We start from the raw sequence: 12,912 nt of genomic DNA, 5'->3' as shown, positions 1-12,912 counted from the left end.
CATGTCAAGCACCAGCCGATTCGGCGCCACCAACGAGCTTCTCCAGCCGCTCAACACGGCTCGACAGGCTCGCGACGTCTCGCCGGAGCTGGTCAACGTCGTCAACACTCTCCTGGCCTCCCGGAAGCGCGTTGACGTACGTGCCACGGCCGGTGCTCGATACGAGGACGCCTTCACGCTGCAACTCGCGGATCGCGTTGTGAACCGTGACCTCGGCGACGCCGTACGCCTCCCGAAGCTCCCGAAGCGGGGGCAGCTTCGCGCCGACTTCGTACTCACCGTTCCGCACTCGCTGCCGGATGTCCTCGGCGACCTGCTCGTGAAGAGGGGTCGCGTTGTCTCTGCTGATCATGCCTCCAAGGTAACCACAAATGCCCTGGTGTGCGTAGAGGCATTGACATTCCAGATTGCCCTAGTGCACGCTAGTGCACAGCAAGGCAATGTTGCTTACTCCTACGGAAGGCACCAACCGATGGACCTCTCGCCAACTCACTCCGACCTCGCCGAGATCGAGGCCGAGTGGCCCCAGATCGCCGCAGAGCGCGACCTGGTCGATGCCGAATGCCGCCTACTCGCCGACCCGGCCGACGCGCTCGCCAAGCGGGCCCACCGCCGGGCTGTGAGCGCACTCCTGCACCTGATGGTCCAGCAGCTCAACCACGACGCGGGCAAGACCGCGCCTGTCTACCTGCTCACCAACTTTGGCCCGGCCGACCCGGTCGAGGCCGCCTGATTCTCGGAGGTCTTATCCATGGTTACCGCACCTCTCGTCCTCATCCTGGGCATCATCGCCTTCTTCATGACCAAGGGCACCGCATCGACCATCGCGGCCACCATCGTCAACATCCTGCTCGGAATCGCACTGGCTTCCACGCTCATCGGACCGCCGATGATCCAGGGTCTAGAGGCCGGATCGAACGCCGTCGTCCAGGGCATCTCCGACGCCATCAAGGCGGGTAACTGATGGCTACCGCGCTCCTGGCCCTCGGCTGCCTCGCGCTGATCGCCGAATGGGTCCATTCAGTCCTCACACGCGACGAGGCAGACGACCTCTCCGAGGAGCAGCAGTAGCGCCATGACCGATCGGCCGTGCCAGTCCTGCGAGCAACTGCACCGCGAGCTGCAAGCGGAGCGGGAACGCACCTGGCTACTGGTCCGGGGCCTGGCCACCGTGCTCGCCCTGCTCGACGCCGAACAGATCGAACCGTCCATGGCTAAGCGCCGCGTGCTCGCGATCGTGCATCACCGCCTCACCCACCTGATGACCCAGACCAACGGAAGGACCCGACGATGACGGACTACTACCCCACGAACGGGACCGCGCCGGACAGCCCGGCCGCCCTGTTCGAGAACCGGATCGGCCTCGCCGAGCCCGACCACGATGCCTACGACGCCGAGCGGGTCGACGTGTTCGAGGGTGAAGTCCTCGCCGTGGTCGACCACGTCGACAACGCCACCCCGTTCACCCAGAGCGACCAGGACGACACCGAGACCGAGTCCATTGAGGCTGCCGAGTCGGGTGAGCCCGAGGACGTGACCTCCACGCTCACCTGGGCCGCTCCTGACCGGGCGGCCGGCGACCGCGCCCCGGTGATCCCGCCGTGGCTGCGTTCGACCGAAGCCCGCAAGGCCGCCGCCCGTCACGCTGTGTCGACTGCGGGCTACTACGCCGCGTTCCACTGCGTCCGTACGCCGGTCTACGCGGCCAAGACGCTCGGTTACTCCTTCGTGGGCGCTGGCCGGATCACGGGCAAGGTCACGCGGTGGGTGCGCGCCGAAGAGGGCAACTACGAGCTGCGTCAGAAGGCCGCTGAGACCAACGACGCCTACACCTGGCAGGCCCTGAACAAGATCCGCGAGCGTGAGGCCCGGGGCCGCCTGTGGGGCCTGTCCCTCTCCACCCTCGCCACCCTCATCGTGGTGACCATCCTCGCCGTGACCGGCCTACTGGTCGCGCCGATCCTGTGGGCCGGTCTGGCCGCACTGATCGTGGTGACTGCCCGCGCTGGCCGCCCGGCTGACAAGCCGATCCTTGGCCGCGTCTCGACCGGTCGCCGGTTCACCCGCCTGACCGGCGACCTGGTCCGCAACGCCCTGGTCTCCCTGGCCGTGCGTGGCATCCAGACGCCGGACCAGATCGAGTTCTGTCACCCCGGCATCCACCGCGACGGCCCCGGCTGGCTGGCCCGGGTCAACCTCCCCGAGGGTGTCACCGCTGTGAAGGTGCTCGAGCGCCGCGACGGCCTGGCCGCCGCGCTGCGTCTCCCGGTCGACCAGGTGTGGCCGGCGGCCGGACCCGACCACCCCGGACAGCTCGACCTGTGGGTCGGCTACCACCCCGCCTCCAAGACCGGACAGCCCACCTGGTCCCTGGCCGCTGAGAACGCGCGTACGTCGTTCTTCGAGCCTGCCGAGTTCGGCACTGACGAGCGTGGCCGCCCGGTGGAGACCACCATGTTCCAGCGCTCCTACCTGCTCGGTGGACAGCCCGGCTCCGGCAAGTCGTACGCCGCGCGTGCCCTGGTCGGTGTCGCGCTGCTGGACCCAACCTGTGAGCTCAAGATCGCTGAGTTCAAGGGAACCGGTGACTTCCTCGACCTCGAACACCTGTGCTCGACCTACGTGTGCGGTGTCGATGATGAGGCGCTGGACCAGGGTGTCGCGCTGGGCCGCTGGCTGGTCGCCGAAGCCGAGAAGCGCGGACGGCTCATCCTCAACGCCCGCAAGCGTGGCGAGGCCCCTCAGGGCAAGGTCACCCCCGAACTCGCCGCTAAGCCCGGCTCCGGCCTGCACCCGGTCTGTGTCGTCATCGATGAGGCCCACGAACTGTTCCTGTACTCCCCGGACGCTGCGAACGATGTGGAGCGTGCGATCAAGCGGCTGCGTGCCCTCGGTGTCACCGTCATCCTGGCTACCCAGATCCCTGACAAGGCATCCCTGCCCCCGGGCATCACCCGCTGTGTCACCAACCGCTGGTGCCTCTCGGTGGCCGGTCAGGTCGAGAACGACATGATCCTCGGCACCGGAGCCTACAAGCGCGGTCTGACCGGCACCGTCTACCGGCCCGTGTACGACGCCGGATGGGGCTGCATGACCGGTGGAGCCGCCCCGGCCGCTGTCCGCTCCCAGTTCCCCGCCGATGAGGTCTGGGCCGGGATGGTCGCCCGCGCCACCTCGCTGCGCGGTGGCGTCGCGGTCGGTGCACCGATCGAGACCGCCCCGGCCCGCGACCTGCTCGCTGATCTGACCGAGGTCGCCGCCCCCAACGGCCAGCACTGGGACACCGCAGCTACCAGCCTCACCGAGACCTGGCCCGACGCCTACACCCACCTGAGCGCCGCCGCCCTCTCCGACCTGGCACGCACCGCCGGACTGTCTTCGGTCGACGTGAAGATCGCCGGAGCCGTCCGCAAGGGCTACCGCCGCGCCGACCTCAACAAGCTCCGAGCCACCCGTGAGGAGACCCAGACAGACACCCCGAACCACACCGAGAAAGAGGGGTAGCGCCGGAGGTAGCGGACCACCACCCGGTAGCGAGACCGCTACCCACCCCGCTACCCCCAAACCCAGCCCTGACCAGCACAGACGTTCGAAGGTAGCGGGTAGCGACCCTCCCCGAGACCACCCGAAACCAGCCCAGGAGGCAGATTCCATGACACCGCTCACCGTCGCTACCCTCGCGGCCGCCGTGCTCATCACGCTGGCCACTGGGATCTACGCCACCCTCTGCCGCGAACTCCCGTTCAAGCGGTGCCGCCGCTGCCAGGGCACCGGCTCCTGCACCACCGGAACTGTCTTCCGCAAGCTCCGGGCCTGCCGCCGCTGCCGAGGCACCGGCACCCGACTCCGGACCGGGCGCGCGCTCTACAACCACGCCCGCCGCATCCACGCCGAGGCAACCACCACGACCCTGCCGCCGCAGCGCGACCCGAACCAGCCGCCGAACCGGCCCGGCTGGTAACCCTCCGCCTCGCTCTCCGGGCCCTCAGTGGCCCAGGTCCCTACCCGACCCATGCCTAAAACACCGAACTGACCAGCAAAAACAGATCCCAGCCACAGAAAGAGACCCGCCATGAGTACCGCTTCTTTGCCCCGCTCCAGCCGCCCCTCCGGCCTCGCCGCTGTCGGCTACGGCATGACCGCCGTGGGCTTCGTCCAGGTCGCCGTCACGATCGCTCCCCAGGTCGCTGCGATGATCCCCTCCGCCGGTGCTGCTGCTCCCGCTATCGGCGTGGCCGTCGCCCTCGCGGCCGACGTCGTGTGGGCCGCCCTGGGCCACACCACGATCCAGGCCTACAAGTCCGGCCAGCGAGCCGCCGCCTACGGCTTCGGTGCCGCTACAGCGGTCGCTGTGGCCGTCTCTACCGTCCTGCTGGCCGCAGTCGGGCACATGGGCCCCTGGTCCGCGATCCCGGCGCTGGCCGCGCTGCTGCTGGTCGCTGACGGGATCCGTGACCAGGTGAGCGTCTCGCCCGAGACCGCCGACTTCATCCGGACCCGTACCGCCGAGATTCGCGACCAGCGCGCCCGGGCGGTGATCGAGGCCCGCCACGCGGCCCACATGGAGACGATCACCGGCTACGGCGAGTCGGCCCGCCTCGCGGCCCGCACTCACGCCCTGGCCGAGATCAAGGTGACCGTCGAGCGCGCCGAGAACAAGGCCGCCAACCGGCTGAAGACCTCGGCCGAGAAGCACTCCGCCGGGGCGATCGCGTACCGCGAGCTACTCGGTAACCAGGCGACCGGCAACCCTGACACCTCCTCTGACACCGAGGGTGACACCGACCCTGGCAACCAGCTCCATGCGATCGCCGTTCCGGCCGTCGATGTCACCCCGCCTGACAGCCCCGCCCGGACGCTGACTGTCATCCCTGACACCCACGACGACGAGGGCGACGAGGGCGACACCGGCCGGTGCGCCATCTGCAAGGAGACGCTGAGCGACGTCCACGACGGCGAGGTGCACTCGGTCTGCGCCGCGATCGAGATGCGCGCTTACGGGCTGCCCGTGGCTGAGGTCGCCGAGCTGCTAAAGGTCACCGAGCGGACCGTCTACCGCTGGACCAACAGCAAGGCTGCGGGTGCGTGATGAGCCGAGTACGTCGCCGCTACGTGCAGCGCCGCCGCCACTTGTGGCGCGACCTGATCACGAGCCACTACTACGCCGCTGAGCACGCGTGGGAGCTCGACGCCGAGGCCGAATCCCTCGGCTACGCAACCGAACTCGAGGAGTACGCCGCCGCGCACCCGCGACCCACCTTGAAGGCCTTCATGGTCGCCCTCGCCCGACCCGACCGACACGGACCCGACCAGCACGAGACCGCGAATGACACCGAGGAAGGACAGACCGATGACGCAGCAGCCTGACACCCTGACCGAGAGCCTCAGCCTCGCCCTGCACTACGCGGCAAACGGCTGGCGGGTCTTCCCCCTCCTCCCCGGCTCCAAGCGACCCGCCACCCCCAACCACCGCGCCGCCGACTGCGACCGGACCGACCCCTGGTGCCGCACCGGTCACGCCGGATGGGAGCAACGCGCCACCAACCGCCCGGACTGGATCACCCGAGCATGGTCCAGCAACCCCGCCTACGGAGTCGGCATCGCCTGCGGACCCTCGCGCCTGGTCGTGGTCGACCTCGACACCCACAAGCCCGGAACCGAGATACCCGAACCCTGGCACCGCTTCGGCATCACCACCGGAGCCGACGTGCTCGACCACCTCGCCGGAGCCCACGGCGGCACCATCACCCCGACCTACACCGTGCGAACCGTCTCCGGCGGCACCCACCTCTACTACACCGCGCCCGACACCACCCGCCGATTCACCAACACCGCCGGAAAGATCGGCTGGCTCATCGACACCCGCGCCCACGGCGGCTACGTCGCCGCCCCACCCACGCAGATCGGTTCCAGCTCGTACGACGTCACCGACGACCGTCCGCCGGCACCGCTGCCGATGTTCCTGCTCGACCTCCTCAGCCGCGACCAGCGGCCCACCCCCAGCACTCCAAACGACGACCACAACGCGCCCCAGCGGCCCTCCAGCCGCCCGTACCGGCCCGCTGGGTGCGGTGATCCCGTCCACAGCACCTCCGCCTACGTAGAGGCCGTGATCGCCGCCGAGACCGCCGCTCTCAACGCCGCCCCTGACGGTGGCCGCAACCTCGCCCTGTGGGTCATGGCCACCAACGTCGGCAAGCTCATCAACCGAGGGCTCATCACCGAGCACGCCGCCCTGGACCGGGTCCTCGCCGCCGCCGCCGGACATATCGCCGCCGATGCCTACGACACCTACCAGGCCGAGGCCACCATCCGATCCGGATTCCACCGCGCCGCCACCAAACCCACCACCTCGACCAGGAGCGCCGCATGAACACCGCGACCGACGATCACGCCCATGACGCCCTGGACGACTTCGCCGGACCCGGCGGGTGGGACGAAGGAGCCCGCCTGATCGGGATGAGCCTGTTCGGCGTCGACCACGACAAGGCCGCCTGCCAGACCGCGATCGCCGCCGGGCACGCACGAGAGACCGCCGACGTCACCACCCACGAGAGCCCCGCCTGGGCACGCGGCCGAGGACACGTCTCCTCGCCCTCATGCACCCTGTTCTCCGCCACCGTAACCGGTGTCGGACTCCTGGTCCTCGACACCCTCGCCGACGGCATCCGCGACATCCTGCGCGGCCAGCACCCGGCCACCGTCAGAGACCGCACCCGCGCCGCGATCTACCCCGTAGCGCTAGCCGAGGCACAGCGCGCCAACGCCAAGCGTCGGACGCCGTGGGAGTCGGAGAAGGTCGCTGAGAAGGCCCGAAGCGATGCCAAGATCGCCGCCCTGGTGCTGGAGCCCGCACGCCGGATCGTGGAGCTCGAACCCGAGTGGGTCGCACTGGAGCAGGTCCCTGACGTGCTGCCGCTGTGGCAGGTCTACAAGCACGAACTCCGCAACCAGGGCTGGTCCTGCTTCGCACTGATCCTCAACGCCGCCGACTACGGCGTCGCCCAGACCCGACGACGCGCCATCCTCGGCGCCCACCGCACCCGCCCCATCGCCCCACCAGCACCGACGCACGCCGAGCACCCGCAAGACGCCGACCTGTTCGGCGACCGGCTCCACGGCTGGATCTCTATGGCCACAGCACTGGCATGGAGCGCTCCTGAGAAGCGCCACAGCGGCTCCCGGTGGGTCTTCGAGCGGCCCGCAACCACGATCGTCGGGAGCTTCAAGCCCGAGGTCGTCGCCGCACCCGGCTACCGCACCCAAGAGAGCCGACAGAACGCACCCGGCTCCGTCACGGTCTCCGTGGCCGAAGCCGGAGTCCTCCAGTCCTTCTCGCTCGACTTCCCGTGGCGTGGGAGCAAGTCCAAGCAGTTCGAGCAGGTCGGCAACGCCATCCCGCCGCTGCTCGCCGCTCACGTCCTCGCTGCCATCACCGGCCGCACACCGCCCAGCGTCGAACCTGCCCACACGCTCACCCCAGCGTCAACGGTGAGTGCCGCATGAACACCGACCAACCCGACCACTCTGCACCCGACTCGGAGGAGACCAGCATGGACAGCACCGACAGCACCGCAACCAGCGATCAGAACCAACGTGACCAGCCCCCAGCCCTCACCCCGGCCGACTTCGACGCCGACGCCGGAGAGCTGCTGCTCAACGAGGTCCGCGAAGCCCTCGCCCGCTACGTCATCCTGCCCGACGAGCACGCCGCCACCGGAGTCGTTCTCTGGATCGCAGCCACCCACGCCGTGCCCGCCTGGGCCCACGCCGCCCGCCTGGTCATCCGAGCCCCCGAGAAGCGATGCGGCAAGTCACGACTACTCGACCTGGCCGAGGCCATGTGTCATGACCCGCTTCTCACCGTCAACGCCTCACCCTCGGCGGTCTACCGCTCGATCGGGATGAAGCGGAAGAACCCGCCCACCATCCTGCTCGATGAGGCCGACACCATCTTCGGACCCAAGGCCGGAGACAACGAGGACCTCCGCGGCCTGCTCAACGCCGGACACCAGCGCAACCGGCCCGCCCTGCGCTACAACGCCTCCACCACCACCGTGGAGAAGATCCAGACATTCGCCATGGCCGCACTCGCCGGAATCGGTGCCATGCCCGACACCATCGAGGACCGCGCAGTCGTCATCCGGATGCGCCGCCGTGCCCCGGGTGAGACCGTCGCCCCGTACCGAACCCGCCGTGATGGTCCAGCCCTGGACAACCTCCGCCAACGGCTGAACCAGTGGGTCAGGGCACACCTCGACCACCTCGGGTCCGCCATGCCCGACATGCCCGTCGAGGACCGCGCAGCCGACACGTGGGAACCCCTCCTCGCTGTCGCCGACCTCGCCGGAGGTGCCTGGCCCGACCTCGCCCGAGCCGCCTGCACCACCCTGACCGAGACCCGCGACGCCAACGCTCAACTCAGCATCCAAGCCCGCCTCCTCGCCGACTGCCGCGCCGCGTTCGGCACCTCCGAAATGCTGGCCACCACCGACCTGCTCGACCACCTCAAAGAGGATCCCGAGGCCCCCTGGGCCACCTACGGCAACACCGGGCTCACTCCGGTGCGACTCGGGGCCCTGCTGCGCGACTTCGACATCAGCTCAACGAACCTCCGCCTCGGCAAGGACCGTCAGGCAAAGGGCTACCGCCGCACCGACTTCACCGACGCCTGGGCTCGCTACTGCCCGCCCGAGGTCCCCAACCCGTCCCAGCCGTCCCAGCCGTCCCACAGCGACGTTTCCGCAGATCAGAGCTTGTTTATGACTGGGACGGCTCGCGAAAACGATCCGTCCCACAGCCGTCCCACCCACACCCAAGCCGTCCCAGCCGTCCCACAGCCGTCCCACCCCGAAACCCGACCTGACCAGCCACAACACCCGGCCGGGACGGCTGGGACGGCTGGGACGGCTCCCCTCCCCCTTACCTGCCGCGCCTGCCATGAGCCCATGGCCGTAGACGACGGAACCCACCTTCACCCGACCTGCGACCCGGAGGCCCAGCGATGACGATCGAGCGCACATCAACGACAGCGAATGTTGTCGAGCTGCCCCCGCTGCTCACCACCGAGGAGGTCGCCGACCACTTCCGGGTTAACCCATCGACCGTACGGCGCTGGCGGCTCGACGGTGTCGGCCCGTGCTACGTCAAGGTGGGATCGGTCTACCGCTACCCCCAAGCCGCGCTTGCCGACTGGCTGCACACCAACCTGACCGAAGAGGCCGATGCATCATGAGCCAGCACAAGACACCGCCGTTCGGCGTACGCGTGAACCGCGAGGTCACCAAGCGCACCACCAAGAGCGGCGCAGTTCGCTACCCGGCGCGGGCCCGATGGACGGACCCGCGCACAGGGAAGCGCGCCCAGGCTAAAGACACCTTCGAGTCGGTGGACGCCGCGAACGCGTGGCTCGACACGCTCGAAGACTCGGCTCGGACCGGCATCGACCGGACGCAGCTCCTAGAGGCGTATATCGAGCAGCTCGGCGAGCGATGGGCACGGAGCATCGACCCGACGTCGACGTACGACCCGTACTCAGCAGGTCTCCGGAAGCGTGTGATTCCGACCCTCGGTCACGTTCCCGTCGGGATGATCACCACGGGCCTGATCGACCGCGCCATCGACCAGTGGGAACTGGAGTTCGGCGCTTCGACGGTGAAGAACACTGTTGCCGCCCTGGTGCTGATCCTTGACGAGGCGGTGAGAGACAACCTGCTCGATCGCAACCCCGCGAAGAACCGTTCGCGACGGAAGACGGCGGGGCGCACGGAGACACCAACCGAGGTGATGAATCCGCGCGACTTCGCCTTGCCCGACGTCGCGACCCTCGACCGCCTGGTCGCCGCGCTTGTCGAGGCTGGAGGACACCGGTCGTGGGGCGACGCCGTGACCGTCCTTGCGACCACGGCAGTGCGCATCAGTGAGTGCGCTGGCTTGACCGTGGCTGACATCCACTTCGATGACGGACTGATCTGGGTAAAGCGCCAGACCTACCCCGGCCGGGGTGGCCTGATCACGAAGGAGACCAAGGGGCGACGGAAACGACCGGTCCCGATCATCGATCAGCTACGCCCAACGCTGGAGCGGCTGACCGAGGGCCGTGACCCAGAGGCCCGACTCATAGTCGGACCGCGAGGCGGGGTCGTCACCACCGCATCGTTGCGCCGCGCAACCGACTGGGACGCCGTGGTCAAGAAGCTCGGCCTTGCCGGTCTGGACCGGCACGCTCTACGTCACACAGCCCTGACCTGGATGGCGGACAGCGAAGTTCCACTCCACATGTTGCAGCGTGTTGCAGGTCACACAGACCCGGCGGTGACCCAGCGCTACCTACACCCCGATCACCAGGCTTTGACCGCCGTTGGAGACGCATTTTCGACCTGGTGGGCCCAGAATGGGCCCACGGCGACACCGTCAGGCAACGTGGTGAACCTCGCAGACAGGCGCAAAAAACGCCCCTGACCTGCGATGCAGGTCAGGGGCGAATCTGTCGGGCTGACAGGATTTGAACCTGCGGCCCCTTGACCCCCAGTCAAGTGCGCTACCAAGCTGCGCCACAGCCCGAAACTGCGAGCGGATCTCTCCGTTCGAAGCGCTCCGAACATTACCGCACGGCGCCGGGCGGCCTCCAATCGGTACCCCTACGGCGGGTCGTCGGCGGAGGCGAGGGCGGCGGCGGCCTCGTCGATGATGGCGCGCATGGCTTCCTCGGCCCCCGCCGGGTCGCCGTTGCGGATGGAGATCGCGACCGTCTCGTGCAGCTCGATGGCGGTCGGGTTCGGCGTGGCCGGCATCAGGTGGTGGTGCGTACGGCCGGCGAGGAGCTCGGCGACGAGGTCGCCGAACGCGGCGAGCATCTCGTTGCCGCAGGCGTTGAGGAGCACCCGGTGGAAGAGGGTGTCGGCGTCCAGGTAGGCCTCCAGGTCGCCGGCGGCGGCGTGCACGACCATGTCTGCCACTGCCCGGGCGAGGGCGCCGTGATGCTCCGGCTCGGCGCGTTCGGCGGCGAGGCGGGCCGCGATCGGCTCGAACCCGCGACGCAGCTCGGAGAGGGACAGCAGCTGCTCGCGCCGGCCCTCGCCGTCGAGGCGCCACCGGATGACGAGCGGGTCGAAGACGTTCCACTCCTGCCGAGGCATGACCGTGATGCCGACGCGTCGTCGGGTCGTGACCATCCCCATGGCCTGGAGCACGCGCACGGCCTCCCGGGCGATCGGGCGCGAGACGTCGTACGTCGCCTGGATCCCCTCCAGGGTGAGGACCGCCCCTGTCGGGAGCTCGCCAGAGACGATGTCGCGTCCGAGTGCGTCCCGGACGCTCTGATGCAGCCGACGTACGGCGCCCCCGCTGGAAGTCGTCACGGCGGCATCGTCCCACACCCCTCGATCGCCGCAATCAGGGTCCTTTCGATGGCCGGTCTTGCCAAACGGATGCCTTTTCGTGCACGCTGTGACGCGTGACACAGCACCCCCTCCTCGTCGTCGTGGGCGTCTCCGGCTGCGGCAAGTCCACCGTCGGCGCTGCCATCGCCCAGCGCCTCCAGGTCGCCTTCGCCGACGCCGACGACTTCCACCCGCCGGAGAACATCGCGAAGATGGCCTCCGGCCGCCCGCTCGACGATGACGACCGCCGTCCCTGGCTGGAGACGCTCGGCGACTGGCTGGCCGCCCACGAGCCCACCGGCGCCGTACTGAGCTGCTCAGCGCTCAAGCGCAGCTACCGCGACCTGCTCCACAGCCGCGCCCACGGCCTTCGGCTCCTCCACCTCAGCGGCACCCCCGAAGTCGTCGAGGCGCGTCTCGCCGCTCGTGCGGGCCACTTCATGCCGGCATCTCTGCTGCGATCGCAGTTCACGACCCTCGAGCCCCTCGCCCCCGACGAGCCGGGCACGACCATCGACATCGACCAGGACATCGACGCGATCGTCGACCGCTACCTCGCCAGCTCCTCCGTACGCAGCCTCCTGGCCTGATCAGCGGGCTTTCAGCAGGGGCGTCGCCGACAGGCGGCGCCCCTGTGCATTAGCTCGTTCGACAACTCTGGTGTGCGATAGCGGGCAGCCCTAGCCGCGATCCGCATCCGGACAGAGCGGTCCCAGAAGCCACTCAGGTCCCATCCGTCACCGAAACTGTCGGTGGTCTCCGACAGAATCATCTGTGACCGAAGGAACACCCCCAACCCAGGAGCTCACCGTGTCGGATTCATCTTCCCCATCCGCCACCGACGAGACCACCGCTCAGGCGACAGCTGCCAGCGAGACGTCCGTGGACTCGCCCGTCAAACTCGACCCGATCTCCCGCAAGGGCACCCCTGCTCACCGCACCAAGTCTCGGCGCGAGGGTGCCGGGCGGCGCCAGGGCATGCCGGTGCAGGCGATCAGCCTCTCCGTGCCGGCCTCCCTGGCGGCGCAGTGGAAGACCTACAGCCAGGAGGTCCCGCGCTCGCTCGTCGACGTGATGCTCGACGCCGTCGCGGCGACCCGCCCCCGGCTCCCGGTCCTCCTGCGTGCCCACCAGGCGGCGCTGCGCGAGAAGACCAGGCCCGTCTCCGACGGCACCTTCATGCGCAACGTGCCGAAGCCGAAACGGCTCGAGGATCCGTACGTCACGATGCCCCTGCGCCTGCTGGCCACCAACGTCGACGTGCTCGATGCCATGGTCCACGAGATGGCCGCGGAGTCCCGCTCGCAGCTGGTCGTGGTGGCGCTGACGGCGTGGCTCGCCGACCGGCGGGCCGAGGAGCAGGTCTACGAGGAGCAGCTCGAGCTCGAGGTGCCCGAGGACCCGTTCGACCGTCCGTGAGCAGACGGCCGGGACGGGGCGACCGGGACGGTCGCTCCCCCGACGTACGCCCGCGCTCGGCCTTCGGCAGCGACCGTGCGGGCCACGAGGACGCGGCCCTCCTCGACCTCTC

The 12,912-nt window shown here is 69.1% G+C and carries 16 protein-coding genes and 1 tRNA gene; 14 read left to right on the top strand and 3 right to left on the bottom strand.

The genetic code is table 11. From position 1 onward, the window contains the following. Nucleotides 1-4: 4 nt before the first annotated feature. Entirely contained in the window at nucleotides 5-352 is a 348-nt protein-coding gene (locus ABZZ22_RS20095) for a GntR family transcriptional regulator (RefSeq protein ID WP_354934811.1), read from the bottom strand. A 120-nt stretch (nucleotides 353-472) separates the two neighbouring features. Between ABZZ22_RS20095 and ABZZ22_RS20090 the strand changes: the two genes are divergently transcribed. The 12 genes from ABZZ22_RS20090 to ABZZ22_RS20035 all read left to right on the top strand — a co-directional run bounded on the left by ABZZ22_RS20090 (nucleotide 473) and on the right by ABZZ22_RS20035 (nucleotide 10,461). Beyond that, nucleotides 473-733, top strand: a complete 261-nt coding sequence (locus ABZZ22_RS20090; RefSeq protein ID WP_354934808.1) for a DUF6284 family protein — start codon at nucleotides 473-475, stop codon at nucleotides 731-733. Between the two features lie 18 nt (nucleotides 734-751). Next, nucleotides 752-964 carry a hypothetical protein gene (locus ABZZ22_RS20085; protein WP_354934805.1) on the top strand — a complete coding sequence of 71 codons (213 nt, stop codon included), beginning with the start codon at nucleotides 752-754 and terminating at the stop codon, nucleotides 962-964. Between the two features lie 111 nt (nucleotides 965-1,075). Beyond that, the gene (locus ABZZ22_RS20080) at nucleotides 1,076-1,294 is read left to right on the top strand and encodes a hypothetical protein (RefSeq protein ID WP_354934802.1); all 219 of its coding nucleotides are present in this window, start codon (nucleotides 1,076-1,078) and stop codon (nucleotides 1,292-1,294) included. Then, the gene (locus ABZZ22_RS20075; RefSeq protein ID WP_354934799.1) at nucleotides 1,291-3,504 is read left to right on the top strand and encodes a hypothetical protein; all 2,214 of its coding nucleotides are present in this window, start codon (nucleotides 1,291-1,293) and stop codon (nucleotides 3,502-3,504) included. The genes ABZZ22_RS20080 and ABZZ22_RS20075 overlap by 4 nt, the downstream gene beginning before the upstream one ends. A gap of 148 nt (nucleotides 3,505-3,652) precedes the next feature. Further along, entirely contained in the window at nucleotides 3,653-3,961 is a 309-nt protein-coding gene (locus tag ABZZ22_RS20070) for a hypothetical protein (RefSeq protein WP_354934796.1), read from the top strand. A gap of 111 nt (nucleotides 3,962-4,072) precedes the next feature. Then, nucleotides 4,073-5,089, top strand: coding sequence for a helix-turn-helix domain-containing protein (locus tag ABZZ22_RS20065; RefSeq protein ID WP_354934793.1), 1,017 nt, complete (start codon nucleotides 4,073-4,075; stop codon nucleotides 5,087-5,089). Beyond that, entirely contained in the window at nucleotides 5,089-5,367 is a 279-nt protein-coding gene (locus ABZZ22_RS20060; RefSeq protein WP_354934790.1) for a hypothetical protein, read from the top strand. Before ABZZ22_RS20065 ends, ABZZ22_RS20060 begins: the two co-directional genes overlap by 1 nt. Further along, nucleotides 5,351-6,373 (top strand): bifunctional DNA primase/polymerase, encoded by a 1,023-nt coding sequence (locus tag ABZZ22_RS20055; RefSeq protein WP_354934787.1) that lies wholly within the window; start codon nucleotides 5,351-5,353, stop codon nucleotides 6,371-6,373. The genes ABZZ22_RS20060 and ABZZ22_RS20055 overlap by 17 nt, the downstream gene beginning before the upstream one ends. Further along, nucleotides 6,370-7,506: a DNA cytosine methyltransferase gene (locus ABZZ22_RS20050; RefSeq protein WP_354934784.1), complete on the top strand. Its 1,137-nt coding sequence runs from the start codon at nucleotides 6,370-6,372 to the stop codon at nucleotides 7,504-7,506. Before ABZZ22_RS20055 ends, ABZZ22_RS20050 begins: the two co-directional genes overlap by 4 nt. 47 nt (nucleotides 7,507-7,553) lie before the next feature. Further along, nucleotides 7,554-9,008: a DUF3631 domain-containing protein gene (locus ABZZ22_RS20045; protein WP_354934781.1), complete on the top strand. Its 1,455-nt coding sequence runs from the start codon at nucleotides 7,554-7,556 to the stop codon at nucleotides 9,006-9,008. Continuing rightward, complete coding sequence (locus ABZZ22_RS20040) at nucleotides 9,005-9,235, top strand: helix-turn-helix domain-containing protein (protein WP_354934778.1); 231 nt, start codon at nucleotides 9,005-9,007, stop codon at nucleotides 9,233-9,235. The genes ABZZ22_RS20045 and ABZZ22_RS20040 overlap by 4 nt, the downstream gene beginning before the upstream one ends. After that, nucleotides 9,232-10,461, top strand: a complete 1,230-nt coding sequence (locus tag ABZZ22_RS20035) for a site-specific integrase (protein ID WP_354934775.1) — start codon at nucleotides 9,232-9,234, stop codon at nucleotides 10,459-10,461. The genes ABZZ22_RS20040 and ABZZ22_RS20035 overlap by 4 nt, the downstream gene beginning before the upstream one ends. 28 nt (nucleotides 10,462-10,489) lie before the next feature. Here the strand turns inward: ABZZ22_RS20035 and ABZZ22_RS20030 are convergent. Further along, nucleotides 10,490-10,563 (bottom strand) — tRNA-Pro (locus tag ABZZ22_RS20030). Between the two features lie 77 nt (nucleotides 10,564-10,640). Further along, entirely contained in the window at nucleotides 10,641-11,360 is a 720-nt protein-coding gene (locus ABZZ22_RS20025; RefSeq protein ID WP_354934772.1) for a FadR/GntR family transcriptional regulator, read from the bottom strand. A 95-nt stretch (nucleotides 11,361-11,455) separates the two neighbouring features. On the opposite strand from ABZZ22_RS20025, the gene ABZZ22_RS20020 reads away from it, so the two are divergent. Both ABZZ22_RS20020 and ABZZ22_RS20015 read left to right on the top strand, forming a co-directional pair. Further along, nucleotides 11,456-11,971, top strand: coding sequence for a gluconokinase (locus ABZZ22_RS20020; protein WP_354934769.1), 516 nt, complete (start codon nucleotides 11,456-11,458; stop codon nucleotides 11,969-11,971). A 220-nt stretch (nucleotides 11,972-12,191) separates the two neighbouring features. Continuing rightward, nucleotides 12,192-12,800, top strand: coding sequence for a hypothetical protein (locus ABZZ22_RS20015; protein ID WP_354934767.1), 609 nt, complete (start codon nucleotides 12,192-12,194; stop codon nucleotides 12,798-12,800). Nucleotides 12,801-12,912 lie beyond the last annotated feature (112 nt).

This window comes from Nocardioides sp. NPDC006273, from assembly GCF_040613495.1.
Taxonomy (GTDB): domain Bacteria; phylum Actinomycetota; class Actinomycetes; order Propionibacteriales; family Nocardioidaceae; genus Nocardioides.
Note: the sequence above shows the minus strand (reverse complement) of the source record. Positions and strands in the feature narration are given on the sequence as shown.

Coding starts and splice junctions, on each gene's coding strand:
- ABZZ22_RS20095 (WP_354934811.1), bottom strand. CDS start 352: ATGATCAGCAGAGACAACGCGACCCCTCTTCACGAGCAGGTCGCCGAG.
- ABZZ22_RS20090 (WP_354934808.1), top strand. CDS start 473: ATGGACCTCTCGCCAACTCACTCCGACCTCGCCGAGATCGAGGCCGAG.
- ABZZ22_RS20085 (WP_354934805.1), top strand. CDS start 752: ATGGTTACCGCACCTCTCGTCCTCATCCTGGGCATCATCGCCTTCTTC.
- ABZZ22_RS20080 (WP_354934802.1), top strand. CDS start 1,076: ATGACCGATCGGCCGTGCCAGTCCTGCGAGCAACTGCACCGCGAGCTG.
- ABZZ22_RS20075 (WP_354934799.1), top strand. CDS start 1,291: ATGACGGACTACTACCCCACGAACGGGACCGCGCCGGACAGCCCGGCC.
- ABZZ22_RS20070 (WP_354934796.1), top strand. CDS start 3,653: ATGACACCGCTCACCGTCGCTACCCTCGCGGCCGCCGTGCTCATCACG.
- ABZZ22_RS20065 (WP_354934793.1), top strand. CDS start 4,073: ATGAGTACCGCTTCTTTGCCCCGCTCCAGCCGCCCCTCCGGCCTCGCC.
- ABZZ22_RS20060 (WP_354934790.1), top strand. CDS start 5,089: ATGAGCCGAGTACGTCGCCGCTACGTGCAGCGCCGCCGCCACTTGTGG.
- ABZZ22_RS20055 (WP_354934787.1), top strand. CDS start 5,351: ATGACGCAGCAGCCTGACACCCTGACCGAGAGCCTCAGCCTCGCCCTG.
- ABZZ22_RS20050 (WP_354934784.1), top strand. CDS start 6,370: ATGAACACCGCGACCGACGATCACGCCCATGACGCCCTGGACGACTTC.
- ABZZ22_RS20045 (WP_354934781.1), top strand. CDS start 7,554: ATGGACAGCACCGACAGCACCGCAACCAGCGATCAGAACCAACGTGAC.
- ABZZ22_RS20040 (WP_354934778.1), top strand. CDS start 9,005: ATGACGATCGAGCGCACATCAACGACAGCGAATGTTGTCGAGCTGCCC.
- ABZZ22_RS20035 (WP_354934775.1), top strand. CDS start 9,232: ATGAGCCAGCACAAGACACCGCCGTTCGGCGTACGCGTGAACCGCGAG.